Origin of the sequence: Hydrocarboniphaga sp., from assembly GCF_028291725.1 — a bacterium.
GTDB lineage: Bacteria > Pseudomonadota > Gammaproteobacteria > Nevskiales > Nevskiaceae > Hydrocarboniphaga.
Genome location: NZ_JAQGNT010000063.1, coordinates 141,491 through 156,864, shown reverse-complemented (window position 1 = coordinate 156,864; position 15,374 = coordinate 141,491). Strand labels below are relative to the sequence as shown.

Here is a 15,374-nt window from a genome sequence, read left to right as displayed (position 1 = left end):
AACAGGAAATGTAAATTTCCGAACCGGGCTCGTCCCGGTGTTTGTTTCGCGATTACGGCGCGGACCCGCGTTGCAAGCTCCTACAGGTCGAGATATCACTAGAACCGCTTCTTGACCTCGACGCCCCAGGTCCGCGGCAGGCCGACATAGCCGTTGTAGCTGCCGGTCTGCGCGACGCTGTTGAACACGATCTGGCGGTAATACTCGTCGAGCAGATTCGCGCCCCACAGCGAGGCCTCGTAGCCGCTGACGAAGCGCAGGCCCAGGCGCGCATTGACCAGTGTGTACGCGCCTTGTTCCTTGCTCGGGTCGAGATCGGAGCCGGTGTTGAGCTTGCTCTGATAGCGCGCGACCACGTTACCGAGCAGGCGCGTATCGGCCCAGCTCAGCGGGCGCTCGTAGTTGGCGCCGAGCTGGCCGGTCCAGCGCGGGGCGTTGGTCAGCTGCTCGCCGCGCAGCGTATCGCTGTCGGTTTGTTTGCCGTATTTCGCGTCGGCGTAGGTGAGCGAGCCGCGCAGCATCAGCGTGTCCAGTGCGAGCCAGTCGCTCTCGAATTCGACGCCCTTGGAAATTACTGCGGCGGCGTTCGACACCGTGCTGGTCACGCCGTCGAAACTCAGCAGCTGAAAATCCTTGATGTCCATGTAGAACAGCGTGGTGCGCGTCGCGATCCGGTTGCCGAGCCTGAGGCGCAGACCGAGTTCGTAGGATTTCACTTTCTCCGGATCGAAACTGGTGGTGCCGCCGGTGGTCGAAGGCGGATTCAGATTGATGCCGCCGGATTTGAAGCCCGCCGAATAGCTGGCGTAGACGTAGCGCCCGGTACCAAAAGATTTTCCCAGCGCCGCGGTTCCGGTCAGTCGGTTGTCGTCGTAGTGATCCTCGTAGGGCGCTGCGCCGCACAGCAGCTTCAGCGAGGCGGGCAATGCCGCGTTGGCGCAGGTCGGTGCGGTGGTGGTCGACTCGCCGCCACCGTCCTTGGTTTCGTGCAGCCAGCGCAGGCCGGCGCTCAAATCGAAGCCCGCACCGAGGTCGACGACGTTGTGCGTGAACAGCGAAAAACTGTCGCCGTCCTGCTCGGCATGCGTGACCTGTCCGGTTCCGCTCGGGTAGAAGGATCGCGGTATCTGCGAGCTACTGGTCGCGCGCACCAGGGCTTGCAGATAGGCGCCGGCATCGGCACCGAACAGCGTCGACGAATTCAGGCTGACGTCTTCCTTCGAGTAGAACGCGCCGGCCAGCCAGTTCAGCCGCCCGGCTTCGCCGTTGAGCGAGATTTCCGCGGTGCGCGAACGCAGCGTCGAATCCTGGTACGGGATATAGGCAATCGCCAGATCGCTGTAGTCGGCGTCGGAAACGTCGTGCGCGTTGCCATCGCGATACGCCAGTATCGTTTTCAGCTCGGCCCAGCCCAGGTTCCAGCTCAGATGTCCGGAGATGCCGCTGTCCTCGGCCTCCGACCCGACTTCGGCATCGAAGGCGGTGGTGTAGTCCTGAGGTGGGTCGAACACGGTGCCGCCGAGCCCGGCAATGACGCCGGACGGGATCGCGCCGTTGAGCGTGTAGGGCGCCACGCAGCAGCGCTCGTCCTTGCGGAAGTGGTCGGCGATCAGGCGCAGCGAGACGTCCGGCGTGAACTGGTACAGCGCCTGCCCGCGCAGCACGAAGCGGTCACGATCGTTGTAGCGGCGATCGTCGGTCTGGTTCTGGATATAGCCGTCGCGGACGTTGTACTGGCCGGCCAGGCGCAGCGCCAACTTGTCGGTGACGCCGCCGCTGACGCTGCCGCGCGCGATGATGTTCTCGTAGCTGCCGACCGATCCGGACAGCTCGGCCTCGGGCTCGAACGTCGGCTGCTTGGTGTAGACGTTGATCGCGCCGACCGAAGTGTTCTTGCCGAACAGCGTGCCCTGCGGGCCGCGCAGCACTTCAATTCGATCGATGTCGACCAGATCGTTCAAGGCCAGGCCGGCTCGCGGAATGTAGACGCCGTCGATGAAGGTCCCGACCGAGCTTTCGAAGCCGGCATTGCCGCCAGAGGTGCCGACACCGCGGATGCGGATCACCGCGCCGGCGGACTCACTGCCCGACACGGTGACCGCCAGCGAAGGCACTTGCATCTGCAGCGATTGCGTGTCGCGCACCACGGCCGAATCGAGCTGCTCGGCGCTGACTTCGGTGACTGCGATCGGCACTTTTGACAGGCTCTGCTCGCGCCGGGTCGCAGTGACGATGATCTCCTCCAATTGCGCCGGCACCGGTTCGGGCGCGGCTTCGACGCTCGTCTGCGCAGGTTGCACCGGTGCTTCCTGCTGTGCCCAACCCGCCACCGGCGCGGTGACCGCGGACAAGGCCGCGAACGAGGCCGCGAGCGGCCAGACCGGCTTCATTCCCTTGCTCATGTCGCTCTCCCTGTGCCGATCGGTGACGAGGACCGATCGTGTTTTGAATCCCTTCCTGTCAGCGCGGCGGAACCGCGCACACTGCCGCCGGAGCCGGCTTGGCCAGCGTGTCGGCGAGCCGGTTCTGCGCGCGCAGCTGCGCGGTCGTGCGCCGCAGCAATTCCGAAATCAGATCGCGATAACCGGCCAGTGCCGGAGCCAGCTGCACGGGGCCGGTGAGATCGGGCAGATCGCGCGCAGTGTGAAACCAGTAGTGCGAGGTCGATGCCGCCGCGATCGGCACATGCCGGGCGTACATCGCGGCCTGCTCGCCGGGATTGAGCATCGACGGCGGCGTGAAGCTGCCGAGCGTTCGCGAGCCGTCGCGCAGGCTTTGCGCGACCAGCGATTGCAGCAGCGGATTCTCGGAGACGTAGAACGTCAGCAGGCTCAAAGAGCCCAGATCGACCGGCGCATCGCCGCCGTCGCTGCTGTCGACAAGTTGCCGCACGCCGATGCTCGCCCCCAGGTGCACGTAGGTGCCGATATGCGGCAGCCAGTTCTGGTGCGCGTCGATGAAGGCGGGCAGGCCGAGATAACCGACTTCATGGCCGCCGCTGGCGAGGAACACCAGGCTGTGATCGCCCAGATCCTTCTTTGAAAATTCGCGTGCCAGTTCGAGCATCACGCCGAGGCCGGAACCGCGCTCGCCGGCCGCGGTGAACCAGCCGTTGACCGGCGTGCCGACCACCAGCAGATCGGTGCCGCTGCCGCGCCGCGCGACGACGTTGCGGAATTCGCCTGCCGCCAGCTGTGCATCGAGTGTGAAATGAGCACGAGCGCCGGCGAGCTTGCTCAGACGCTGGCCATCCTGCTTGCCGACCAGCAGCACCGGCAGGCCGCAGAGCCCGGTGCCGGCATCGACGTTCTTGACCACGATCTCGTTGGCCGGCCCCTGGAACGCGACCACCAGGGCCCTGGCGCCGGCCGCGGCGGCATTGCGCAGCGCGCTGTCCAGCGTCGGCGAGAAGAAATTGAACAGCAGCGGCACCTGTACCAGGGCGATGGCGTCCTTCGCCGCCGCGGCTTCCGCGGCGCTGCCGGAGCCGATATCGACCAGCGGCGCGTCGAAGCCCGCCGCGGAAGTCGCGCCGGAGTAGTACTGGGGAAAGACCGGAGGCGCGAAATCACCGACGCGCAGCTCGGCCTGGTTTATCGCGTAACGCTGGAACGGATACGACTCGATGCTGACTGCGTAGCCCATCGCGCGCAGCTCTCCGGCGATCCAGTCGCCGACGGCGCGATCACCGTCGCTGCCGCTGCGGTAGGGAGCATGCGCGACGTAGTCCAAGGTGTAGCGATACGCGGTTTTCGCGGCCGACGAATCGGTGGAGTCGGCTTTTGGGGCAGGGCCGGGCGCGGCTACGCAGCCCGCTGCGATAACCGCCAGCAGCGCGCCCGACAGGCACAGTCGCGTGCGGCGCGCGGCCGCGAACTTTCGTCCCTGAACCACCTGCGTCTCCTGTTTATTGGTCTATCGTACTGCCGCCAGGTGCTCGCGTAAACGAACATGTTTCTGTATAAATGTCAACGTCTATCGATATGTCAAAGGCATCGGTCGTGGCAAAAAAAGCGGCTACAGCTGGCGTCACGAAAGCGGTCAGGCCGGCCTCCACGCCGCTTGCCGGGAAGGCCGATCAATCAGCTTCGAACAAGCCGGTTGCGGCGGCCACTCCGCCCGCGGCCAAGCCCGCGTTCTGGCGGATAGCGCCGCTGGCGCGGCCGTCCTCGGCCGAAGTCGTCAACAACCAGCGCCAGCGCCTGCTGCTGGGCATGGCGCAGGCGGTGGCGCGCAAGGGTTACGTCGGCGCCAGCGTCGCCGACGTGCTCGCCGAGGTGCGGATATCGCGGCGTACGTTCTACGAGCTGTTCCGCGACAAGGAATCCTGCTTCCTGGCGGCCTATGACGCCGTGCACGAGGCGCTGATCGAGGCGCTGGACCAGGCACAGAAGCAGCGGACCGCTGTGCTGGCGCAGATCCGCGCGGCGCACACGGCCTACCTGGAATTCCTGGCCGCGGAACCGGTGTTGTCGCAGGCGTTTTTCGTCGGCGTGCGTTCGGCGGGGCCGGCCGCGATCCGGCGCCGCGCCGAGGCGCATGAGCAGTTCGCCGCGCTGCACCGCAGCTTGCACAAGCGCTGCCGCAAGCAGGACCCGGCTTTGCCCGAGTTGCCGGATACGGCTTACCTGGCGCTGGTCGGCGGCATCAACAAGATCGTCACCGCGCAGATCGAATCCGGCGGCGCCAGGGAGCTGCAGCAGATGCTGCCGGTGGTGCTCTACCTGACGCTGACGATTTATGGCTTGCCGGCTGCCGCACGCGCCGCTCTATCCGGTGATTTCAGCCCATTCGAGGACCGCCCCGAGGACCGACAATGATCAACCAATCCGAACGCTCCAGGGCCTATGTCTGGTTCGTCGTCGCGTTGCTGACGCTGGCCTATGTGCTGTCCTTCGTCGATCGGCAGATTCTGAGCCTGCTGGTCGGGCCGATACGCCGCGATCTGGGTATAGGCGATACGCAGATGAGCCTGCTGATGGGCCTGTCGTTCGCGCTGTTCTACACAGTCTGCGGCATTCCGCTGGCGCGCTGGGCGGATACGCGCAGCCGGCGCGGACTGATCGTGTTCGGCGTGCTCGCCTGGAGCCTGGCGACCGCCGCCTGCGGCCTTGCGCAGCATTATGCGCAGATGTTTCTGGCGCGCATCGGCGTCGGCGTTGGTGAGGCGGCGCTGTCGCCGGCCGCGTATTCGCTGATCGCCGATACCGTGCCGCAACAGCAGCGCGCGACCGCGATCAGCATCTATTCGATGGGCATTTCGCTGGGCTCGGGTATCGCCTATCTGCTGGGTGGTCTGATCATCGAGTTCGCGTCGGCCCGTGGCGATCTGGTTTTGCCGCTGCTCGGCGCGATACGTCCCTGGCAGACGGTGTTCCTGGTGCTCGGCGGCATCGGCGTGCTGTTCGCGCTGCTGCTGCTGGCGATCCGCGAGCCGCCGCGGTCCGCCGAGCGCGCGGCGCGGCTGCCGTTCGCCGCGGTGCTCGCGGAATTGCGCGCAAACAAGCGGGTGCTGGCCGCGCATCATTTCGGCTTCGGCCTGATCGCACTCGCCAGTTATGCCGGCAGCGCCTGGCTGCCGAGCTTCTTCATCCGCGTGCATGGCTGGAGCCCGGCCAAGGTCGGCATGATCTACGGCGTGGTCGTGACGATCTTCGGTGTGCTCGGCGTGGTCGGCGCCGGTGCCATCGCGGACCGCCTGCAGCGGCGCGGCGTCAGCGACGCGACGATGCGGCTCGGCCTGTGGTCGGCACTGCTGGCGATCCCCTGCGTGATCGCTTTGCTGCGTGTGCACAGCGACGTCGCCGCGACATTCTGGCTGATTCCGGTCGTGCTGCTGATGGCGGCGCCGTTTGGTGTCGCCGCCGCTGGCGTGCAGGAGATCGTGCCGCCGGCGATGCGCGCGCAGGCCTCGGCTATTTATCTGTTTGTGATCAACCTGGTGGGCCTGGGCTTGGGGCCGACCTGCGTGGCCGTGCTGACCGAGACGGTGTTCGCCGACGACCGCGCCGTCGGGCAGTCGCTGATGATCGTCTGCGTGATCGCGTTTGCCGGCGCCGCGGCGCTGCTCGGCTGGGGCCTGGCGCCGTTCCGGCTCAGCTACGCCAGACAGGCGGCCGGCAGGCCGGGCTGATCAATGATTCCTTAGGCGGCCTTGGCCGCGAGCTGCTCGCGCGATGCCGCGACTTCCCGTGCCGCGGCCAGCAGCGCCAATCGCGCGACCACGCCGTAAGCGTAGGCGCGGTTCGGCATCGCGTCCGGTGACAGCCGGCGGTCCGGGTGGCTGCAGCAGCTTTCGAACGGCAGCGGCTTGAACGACATTCCGGGCGAATTCAGATTCTCCTGGTTGCCACGCTTCTCATTGACGCGATAGAAGCCGCCGACCACGAAGCGGTCGATCATGTAGACCACCGGCTCGGCGGTGTGCTGCTCGGCGCCCCAGGTCTCGAAGGTGTAGACGCCTTCCTGGATGATCGCGCCGGTGACGTCGCGGCCTTCCTTGGCGCTCGCCATGTGGGTGCGTGCCTTGCGGTTCATTTCGCGCAGTTCGTCGACGCTGCGCACCGTCATCACGCTCATGCCGTAGGTGCCGGCGTCGCTCTTGACGATGACGAAGGGCTGCTCCTTGATGTCGTACTGCTTGTACTTGGCGGTGATGTCCTCGAGCAGCAGTTCGACGTTGCTGATCAGGCATTCTTCGCCTTCGCGCTTCAGGAAGTTGATCTGGCCGCAGTTGCGGAACAGCGGATCGACCCACCAGGAATCGATGCCGGCGATCTCACCGAATTCGCGCGCGACTTCGCGGTAATAGCTGAAGTGCGAAGACTTGAGCCGCGAATGCCAGCCCAGCGCCTGGGGCGGCATCACGTTCTGGTCGAGATTCTGCAGGATCTCCGGAATGCCGCCGGACAGATCGTTGTTCAGTAGCACCAGGCAGGGTTCGAAGCCCGACAGATGCAGCTTGTCGCCAGTACGCTGCAGCGGCTCGAGCAGCAGCTTGCGGCCGGAGATCTCGAGCAGCAGTTCGGTCGGTTCACGCAGGTCCGGCAGCAAGGAACCGATGCGCACGTGGAAGCCGGCTTTCTGGATCAGGTCGTACAGCGTCGCGACGTTTTCCAGGTAGAACTTGTTGCGCGTGTGGTTCTCGGGCACCAGCAGCAGGCTGGTGGCGGTCGGGCAGACGCGCTCGACCGCCGACTGGATCGCCTGCACGCAGACGGTTTCGAACTCGGGGTTGAGGTTGTTGAATCCGCCCGGGAACAGGTTGGTGTCCACCGGCGCCAGCTTGAAGCCGGCGTTGCGCAGATCCACCGAGCAGTAGAAGGGTGGGGCGGTCTGGTGCCACTGGCTGCGGAACCAGGCTTCGATGTCCGGGGACTTCTGCAGCAGCTGCGTCTCGAAGCTCAGCAGCGGTGAGGTGTTGCCGCTGGTGAGGGCGAGGGCGTCGTCGGCCATGGTCGAATCCGGTGCTTTGAAGTGACGCGCATGGTAACTCCACCGTCGGCCGGACGTCCGGCGGCGTTGATCCCCGCCATCGTCCGGATGAGGGGCTGCCCTGTGGCGGCATCGGCTACAATGCGCCGCGCTTCGCCATCATTCCCAGCCTCCCGGACTTCCAGCCGCGCCATGACATTTGTCGTCACTGAAAACTGCATCAAGTGCAAATACACCGACTGCGTCGAGGTGTGCCCGGTCGATTGTTTCCATGAAGGTCCGAACTTCCTGGTGATCGATCCGGAGGAGTGCATTGACTGCACGCTGTGCGAGCCGGAATGCCCGGCCGAGGCGATCTTCGCCGAGGACGATTTGCCGGAGCACCAGGCCGCGTTCAAGGCGCTGAATGCCGAGCTGACCAAGCTGTGGCCGGTGATCACCGAGAAACAGGAGCAGCCGCCCGAGGCCAAGGACTGGGATGGAAAGCCGGACAAGCTCAAGCTGCTCGAGCGCTAGTCTCGTCTGTGCCTGGGCGGGTCGCGACCCGCCGCTTTTGCTGGTTCCGCAATACAAGCGGCGGGTCATGACCCTACGGGTTACTCCCGCTTCGATTGAACCTTCGGCGTCGCCTGCGCTCCATCCTGCATGAGCCGCGCCTTCGTCAAGGAATCCGATACGCCGGCAGACGACACCGGCGACATGCCGCTGAGCTCGCATCCCAATTATGTGACCCCGCGCGGGCTGCGCCTGTTGCGCGAGCGCTTCGATACGTGCCAGCGGCGGCTGGCGCTGATTGGCGACGCGCCGCTACACGCCGGCGAGCGTTCCAGTCTGCAACGCGAGCTGCGCTGGCTGCAGGCGCGGCTGCTGGCGGCGATCGAGCTTTCATCCGAACCGGATTACCGGCCCGAGCGCGTCGCCTTCGGCCACTGCATCGAACTGGTGGAGCTGGAGTCCGGTACCCGGCATCGTTATCGGATCGTCGGCGAGGACGAGGCCGACCCGGCTGAAGGCCTGCTCAGCTGGGTGGCCCCGCTGGCGCGCGCCGTCGACGGAGCTAAGCGGGGCGACATCGTGACCTGGCCGAGGCCTGCAGGCGATCTCGACGTTCGAATTGCCGACATCGGCGTCGCCGACGATTAGCGCCCGGACGGGCTCGTCCACGGCATGATCGATTCAACTTGTTACCGATCGGTCTTGCCAAGCGATCGGTAAATTATCGATAATCGATGATCTGGCAGGCCACCTTCAGCCCTGCCGCCGCCGTCTGGAAGACTGCCCTCATGTGGATTGTTCGCATCGCGCTGGACCGGCCGTACACCTTCATCGTCCTCGCGATTCTGCTACCCCTGCTGGGGGCGCTGGTGGTCATCGGTACGCCGATCCAGCCGGGCATGGCCACCGATATCTTCCCGGACATCCGCATCCCGGTCATCGGCGTGGTCTACAACTACAGCGGCCTGCCGCCCGACGAGGTGTCGGGCCGCATCACCTCGAACTTCGAGCGGCCGGTGACGACCATCGTCAACGACGTGGAGCACGTCGAATCCACCTCCTACCCGGGCGTCACCGTCATCAAGGTGTTCTTCCAGCCCGGGGTCGACATCAACCTGGCGATGGCCCAGATCACCGCGTTTGCGCAGACCACCTTGCGCAACATGCCTTCGGGCGTGCAGCCGCCGCTGGTGCTCAAGTACAACGCGTCGACGGTGCCGATCCTGCAGCTGGCGCTGTCGTCGACCAAGCTCGCCGAGTCCGAACTGTTCGACTTCGGCAACTCCTTCATCCGCGCGCAGCTGGCGACGGTGGCCGGCGCCTCGATTCCGTTCCCGTTCGGTGGTGCGCAGCGCCAGGTGATGGTCGATCTGGAGCCGGCCAAGCTGCTGGCGCAGGGCCTGACGCCGGCCGACGTCAACACCGCGATCGGAAACCAGAACCTGATCATCCCGGCAGGCACGCAGAAGATCGGCAACACCGAATACAACGTCAAGCTCAACGCCAGCCCGCTGGAGCTGGACGAGCTCAACAATCTGCCGCTGCGCAACGTCAACGGCACGGTTACCTACCTGCGCGACGTCGCGCATGTGCATGACGGCCATCCGCCGCAGACCAATGTGGTGCGCGTCAACGGCCAGCGCGCGGTGCTGATGACGATCCAGAAGACCGGCTCGGCGTCGACCTTGAACATCGTCAGCACGATCAAGCAGCGCCTGCCGTTCATTCGCGAACAGTTGCCCGAGGGTGCCGAGATCAACGCCACCGGCGACCAGTCTGTCTTCGTCAAGGCCGCAGTCAAGGGCGTGGTCACCGAAGGCCTGATCGCCGCCGCGCTGACCGCGCTGATGATCCTGCTGTTCCTCGGCAGCTGGCGCAGCACCCTGATCATCACGATCTCGATTCCACTGGCGATCATCGCCTCGATCCTGGCCCTCAACGCGCTAGGCGAAACCATCAACATCATGACGCTCGGCGGCCTGGCGCTGGCGGTCGGCATCCTGGTCGACGATGCGACGGTGACCATCGAGAACATCAATCGCTTTCTGGAAGAAGGCGCCGACGTGAAGACCGCGATCCTCGAGGGATCGCAGCAGATTACGGTGCCGGCGCTGGTGTCGACGCTGTCGATCTGTATCGTGTTCGTGCCGATGTTCATGTTGTCCGGTGTCGCGCGCTATCTGTTTGTGCCGCTGGCCGAGGCGGTGGTGTTTGCGATGATCGCGTCGTTCCTGCTGTCGCGGACGCTGGTGCCGACGCTGTCGATGTACTGGCTGCACGAGCACAAGCCGCTCGAGCCCGGCCAGGAATCGCGGCGCAATGTGTTCCAGCGCTTCCAGGGCGCTTTCGAGTCGCGCTTCGAGCGCGTCCGCGCCCGCTATCACGCGGTGCTGACATCGACGATGGATCATCGCGGCCTGTTCATCGGCCTGTTCCTGGGCGCGATGCTGCTGTCGACGCTGTTGTTCCCGACGCTGGGTCGCAATTTCTTCCCGGCGATCGACGCCGGCCAGATGAAGCTGCACGTGCGCGCCCCCAGCGGTACGCGCGTCGAGGAAACCGCGGTGCTGATCGATCACGTCGAAGCTGAGATCCGCCGCACGATTCCTCAGGGCGAGATCGAAAGCATGGTCGACAACATCGGCCTGCCGTCGTCGGGCATCAACCTGACATACAGCAATTCCGGCCAGATCGGTTCGGGCGACGCCGACATCCTGGTACAGCTCAAGGAGGGCCACGGCCCGACCGAGGATTACGTGCGCGAGCTGCGCAGAATCCTTCCGGAGAAATTCACCGGCAGCACGTTCTCGTTCTTGCCGGCCGACATCGTCAGCCAGATTCTGAACTTCGGTCTGCCGTCGCCGATCAATGTGCAGATTTCCGGCAACAGCCCGGATAACCGCGAACTCGCGAACCGGCTGCTCGAGAAACTGCGCCATGTTCCGGGTCTGGTCGACCTGCGTATCCAGCAGCCGAACAACCAGCCGGAGCTGCGTGTCGCCACCGACCGCGCGCGCTCCGAGCAGCTGGGACTTTCGCAGCGCGACATCGCCGGCAACATGCTGATCGCGCTGTCCGGCAGCCTGCAGACCTCGCCGACGTTCTGGCTGAATCCGAAGACCGGCATTCAATATCCGATCGTCACGCAGACGCCACAGCATCGGCTGGCCAGCCTGCAGGATCTGCAGAACCTGCCGGTTGGCGCCGGCACTTCGGGCGGCGATCCGCAGATTCTCGGCGGCCTGGCGACGATCACGCGCGGCTTCGGTCCGGTGGTCGTCACCAAGTACGATGCGCAGAGCGTGATCGAAATCTATGGATCGGTGCAGGATCGCGATCTCGGCAGCGTCGGCAAGGACATCGACAAAATCGTCGCCGACAGCAGCCAGCATCTGCCCAAGGGCACGCGCATCATCTCGCGCGGCCAGCTGCTGACGATGCAGGCCTCGTTCACCGGCCTGCTGATCGGCCTGGTCGGCGCGATCGTGCTGGTCTACCTGCTGATCGTGGTCAACTTCCAGTCCTGGCTCGACCCCTTCATCATCATCAGCGCGTTGCCGGCGGCGCTGGCCGGCATCGCCTGGATGCTGTTCATCACCGGCACCACCTTGTCGGTACCGGCACTGACCGGCGCGATCATGTGCATGGGCGTCGCCACCGCCAACTCGATCCTGATGGTCAGTTTTGCGCGTGATCGCCTGGCACAGGGCGCAAGCGCGCTGCAGTCCGCGCTCGACGCCGGCTACACGCGTTTCCGCCCGGTGCTGATGACGGCGCTGGCGATGATCATCGGCATGATGCCGATGGCACTGGGCTTCGGCGAAGGCGGCGAACAGAACGCGCCGCTGGGCCGCGCGGTGATCGGCGGCTTGCTGCTGGCGACGCTCGCGACCCTGCTGTTCGTGCCCACGGTATTCACGTTGCTGCACGGGCGCCGCGAAGCGCGCGAGGCGGCCCGTGCCTGAGTCCATCCCAGCATCTGACCCGCCGTCTGACCGCCGCAAGCTTTCACCCAAGGAATTCGCGATGCAAACCCCGACACCCGAGATGCTCCATGCGCAGCGCCAGCGCGGCATGGCCCGCACCAGCCTGATCATCATCGTGGTGGCGGGGGTGCTGATCACCTGGGGGCTGTTTTCGCGGCATCGCGCCAGCGCCAGCCTGGACAAAGCGACCGACGCGCAGATTGCCCAGCCGGTGCAGGTGGTGAAGCCGCAGGCATCCGCCGGCGAGCTCGAACTGCTGTTGCCCGGCAATGTGCAGGCGCAGTCCGAGGCGCCGATTTACGCGCGCACCGACGGTTACCTGCGGCACTGGCTGGTTGACATCGGTACCAAGGTCAAGGCCGGCCAGGAGCTGGCCGAGATCGATGCACCGGAACTCGATCAGCAGCTGCGCGCGTCCCAGGCCGATCTCGCCAGCGCCCAGGCCAACGAGAAGATCGCGCAGGTCACTGCCGAGCGCTGGCGCGACCTGCGTGAAAGCGATTCGGTTTCCAAACAGGAAGCCGACGAGAAGATCGCCGCCGCCGCTGCGAGCAGCGCTTCGCTGAACGCGGCTCGCGCCGAGTTGCAGCGGCTGCGCGAGCTGTCCGGCTTCAAGAAGATCGTCGCGCCTTTCGACGGGGTGATCACCGCGCGCAGTACCGACCTGGGCCGGTTGATCGCCTCCGGCAGCAGCGGCGGTGAGCTGTTCCGCATCGCCGACATGCGTTCGCTGCGACTCTACGTCAGCGTGCCGCAGCAATACGCGGCATCGATGCAGCCCGGGCTGATTGCTGAAGTGCGTTTCCCCGATCGGCCCGGCACGCCGGTGACGGCGACGGTCGCGCGGACTTCGGGCGCGCTCGACGCCGGCTCGCGCACCTTGCTGGCGGAACTCAAGGTCGACAACGCCGATGGCCTGCTGCTGCCCGGTGCGTATGCCGAAGTCCGCTTCAAGATCCCGGCGCAGACCGGCAGCGGCGCGCTGCTGCTGCCGTCGAATACGCTGCTGTTCAATGGCTCGGGCCTGCGCGTCGCCACGGTCGGCCCGGATCAGAAAGTGGTGATGAAACCGGTCAAGCTGGGCCGCGATCTCGGCACCCAGATCGAGATCGTCGACGGTATCAGCCGCAGTGATCAGGTGATCATCGCGCCTTCGGATTCGATGACCGACGGCATCCGGGTGCGCCTGGTGCAGCCCGCCGCGGTGCCGCCGGTCGCGGAAGCGAAGTCGTGATCAGGCGCCCGCCGTTAACGCCGCTGCGACAACTGCTGCCGCTGCTGGCGGCGGCGCTGGTGCCGGCTTGTTCGCTGGCGCCGCCGTACCAGGCGCCGGCCGCGCCGGCGAGCAGCAGCTTCAAGGAAGCCGCCGAGCCCGTTGCTGGCTGGCAGCCGGCACAGCCTGCCGACGCCGCGCCGCGCGGCCACTGGTGGGCACCGTTCGCCGATCCCAAGCTCGACGAGTTGCAGGCGCAGCTGGCCGCCGCCAGTCCCGATCTGCAGGCCGCGGTCGCACGCTACGAGCAGGCGCGCGCACTGGCGCGGCAGTCGCAGTCGGGCCTTTATCCCTCGCTGTCCGCGAATGCCGCGGCGACGCGCGCGGGCGCTTCGGCAAACGCACCGGGCGCTGACGGCGTGAGCGGCACCGGCAATGATTTCCTGGCGTCGCTGAATCTGTCATGGGAGATCGATGTATTCGGCCGGCTGCGCAATGCGCGCAACGCAGCCGACCGCAGGCTCGAAGCCAGCGCAGGCGATCTCGCTGCCCTGCAGCTGAGCCTGCAGGCGGAGCTCGCCAGCCAGTACTTTCAGCTGCGCGGCACCGATGCCGACATCGGGCTGCTCGAAGACAGCCTGAAGGCTTACCAGCGTGCGCTCGATCTGACGCGCAATCGCTACGAAGGCGGCATCGCCGCGGCCGTCGACGTCGATCAGGCCGAAACCACGCTGAACAACACGCGCGCGCAACTCGCCGCTGCCAGGCTGCAGCGTGCGCAACTGGAACACGGCATCGCCGTGCTGCTCGGCTTCGCCCCGTCGGCGTTTTCGCTGCCGCCGGCCGAATTCGTCGGCGAGCCGCCGGTGGTCGTCACCAGCCTGCCGTCGACGCTGCTGCAGCGCCGCCCCGACATCGCGTCGGCGGAGCGCCAGGTCGCGGCGGCAAACGCTGAGATCGGGGTCGCCAAGGCGGCGTGGTTCCCGGTGTTCGGCTTCAGCGCGGGCGGCGGATACGAGGCGACCAGAACCTCGGACTGGTTCGACGCGCCGAGCCGCTACTGGTCGATCGGCCCCAGCGTGACCGCGCCGATTCTCGATGGCGGTGCGCTGTCGGCGATCCGCCGCCAGTCGCGCGCGGCCTTTGATGAGGCCGTCGCCAACTATCGCAAGAGCGTGCTGACGGCGTATCAGGAAGTCGAGGACAACCTGGCGGCGCTGCGGCATCTTGCAGACGAAGTCGCCAGCGACGAGACCGCGGCTGCTGCGGCTCAGCGCTCGCTGTTTCACGCCAACAAACGCTATGCCTCGGGCGTCGCCAGCTATCTGGAAGTGACCACCACGCAAACCGCCGCGCTGTCCGCGCAGCGCGCGGCGCTGGACGCGCGGGTTCGCCGGGTCACCGCCGCGGTGCAACTGGTGCGCGCGCTCGGTGGCGGCTGGTCGCGCGATCAGCTGGAAGCGGCGGATGGCGCCGTTTCCGCCGCGCAGGCAGCGGCTCCATGAAACCGGTCACGCCCGCCATCCGTTACGCATCGGCGGGTGTGGGGTCGCAGCCCGCGTTGAATCGCGCCTGCATGCATTCGCGTATTCGCGATGTGCTGATTTCGCGCATCCTGGACGGCACATACCCGTCGGATTTCCGTTTCAAGGAGCTCAACCTGGCACGCGAATTCAACGTCAGCCAGGCGCCGGTGCGTGAAGCGCTGCGCGAGTTGGTTGCGCTCGACCTGGTCGTGTCGGAACCGTATCGCGGCACGCGCGTGCGGCCCTTTGACGTCGACGCGCTGCGCGAAGCCTATGAGTTGCGCTCGGTGATCGAGGCGCGCTGCGCCGAGCTGGCAGTGCCTTGTGCGCCGGGGCTCTGCGACGAACTCGGTGTGCTGCTGGAACAGATGCGCATCGCGCTGGATCGGCGTGACCGCGACGCGCATGCCGAAGCCGCGCTGAAGTTTCACCGCCGGCTGGTGCTGGCCAGCGACAATCAGACTTTTCTGCGCACCTGGGACAGCTTTATCTGGGACGTGCGCGCGCGCGTGGTATTGCGCCGCATCGCCGACGCCGGCGGCGACGTGACATCGATGTACCCGATGCACGAGGCCTTGCTGGAACGCCTGCGTGCCGATGACGGGCCGGGTGCGGCCGCGGCCCTGCGCGGAATCTTCGGCGTGTTCATCGAAATTTTCAGCGACAGCGCCAACGTGTAGGTTGGGGTGAGCTTGCGAACCCCAACATAGGCGCGGAACT

At 66.1% G+C, this 15,374-nt stretch carries 11 protein-coding genes; 8 read left to right on the top strand and 3 right to left on the bottom strand.

Features of this window, described 5'->3' with window-relative positions; all coding sequences use genetic code 11:
- Positions 1-98 precede the first annotated feature (98 nt).
- Both JWQ90_RS17795 and JWQ90_RS17790 read right to left on the bottom strand, forming a co-directional pair.
- Complete coding sequence (locus tag JWQ90_RS17795) at positions 99-2,402, bottom strand: TonB-dependent receptor (protein ID WP_299696342.1); 2,304 nt, start codon at positions 2,400-2,402, stop codon at positions 99-101.
- Positions 2,403-2,460: 58 nt separating this feature from the next.
- Complete coding sequence (locus JWQ90_RS17790) at positions 2,461-3,894, bottom strand: M28 family peptidase (protein ID WP_299696341.1); 1,434 nt, start codon at positions 3,892-3,894, stop codon at positions 2,461-2,463.
- A 107-nt stretch (positions 3,895-4,001) separates the two neighbouring features.
- Here JWQ90_RS17790 and JWQ90_RS17785 point away from each other — a divergent pair, with 107 nt between their 5' ends.
- Positions 4,002-4,820 carry a TetR/AcrR family transcriptional regulator gene (locus JWQ90_RS17785; RefSeq protein WP_299696340.1) on the top strand — a complete coding sequence of 273 codons (819 nt, stop codon included), beginning with the start codon at positions 4,002-4,004 and terminating at the stop codon, positions 4,818-4,820.
- A complete protein-coding gene (locus tag JWQ90_RS17780) occupies positions 4,817-6,133 on the top strand; it encodes an MFS transporter (protein WP_299696339.1) in 1,317 nt (438 codons plus the stop codon). Before JWQ90_RS17785 ends, JWQ90_RS17780 begins: the two co-directional genes overlap by 4 nt.
- Positions 6,134-6,144: 11 nt before the next feature.
- On the opposite strand, the gene gshA is transcribed toward JWQ90_RS17780, so the two are convergent.
- Positions 6,145-7,455, bottom strand: coding sequence for a glutamate--cysteine ligase (gene gshA / locus JWQ90_RS17775; protein WP_299696338.1), 1,311 nt, complete (start codon positions 7,453-7,455; stop codon positions 6,145-6,147).
- 171 nt (positions 7,456-7,626) lie between these two features.
- Between gshA and fdxA the strand changes: the two genes are divergently transcribed.
- The 6 genes from fdxA (at position 7,627) to JWQ90_RS17745 (ending at position 15,334) form a co-directional block, all read left to right on the top strand.
- Positions 7,627-7,950, top strand: coding sequence for a ferredoxin FdxA (fdxA, locus tag JWQ90_RS17770; protein WP_299696337.1), 324 nt, complete (start codon positions 7,627-7,629; stop codon positions 7,948-7,950).
- Positions 7,951-8,079: 129 nt separating this feature from the next.
- Positions 8,080-8,577 carry a GreA/GreB family elongation factor gene (locus JWQ90_RS17765; RefSeq protein ID WP_299696336.1) on the top strand — a complete coding sequence of 166 codons (498 nt, stop codon included), beginning with the start codon at positions 8,080-8,082 and terminating at the stop codon, positions 8,575-8,577.
- A 140-nt stretch (positions 8,578-8,717) separates the two neighbouring features.
- The gene (locus JWQ90_RS17760; RefSeq protein ID WP_299696335.1) at positions 8,718-11,894 is read left to right on the top strand and encodes an efflux RND transporter permease subunit; all 3,177 of its coding nucleotides are present in this window, start codon (positions 8,718-8,720) and stop codon (positions 11,892-11,894) included.
- A 61-nt stretch (positions 11,895-11,955) separates the two neighbouring features.
- Positions 11,956-13,149 carry an efflux RND transporter periplasmic adaptor subunit gene (locus JWQ90_RS17755; protein ID WP_299696334.1) on the top strand — a complete coding sequence of 398 codons (1,194 nt, stop codon included), beginning with the start codon at positions 11,956-11,958 and terminating at the stop codon, positions 13,147-13,149.
- Entirely contained in the window at positions 13,146-14,633 is a 1,488-nt protein-coding gene (locus JWQ90_RS17750; protein ID WP_299696333.1) for an efflux transporter outer membrane subunit, read from the top strand. The genes JWQ90_RS17755 and JWQ90_RS17750 overlap by 4 nt, the downstream gene beginning before the upstream one ends.
- Complete coding sequence (locus tag JWQ90_RS17745; protein WP_299696332.1) at positions 14,630-15,334, top strand: GntR family transcriptional regulator; 705 nt, start codon at positions 14,630-14,632, stop codon at positions 15,332-15,334. The genes JWQ90_RS17750 and JWQ90_RS17745 overlap by 4 nt, the downstream gene beginning before the upstream one ends.
- Positions 15,335-15,374 lie beyond the last annotated feature (40 nt).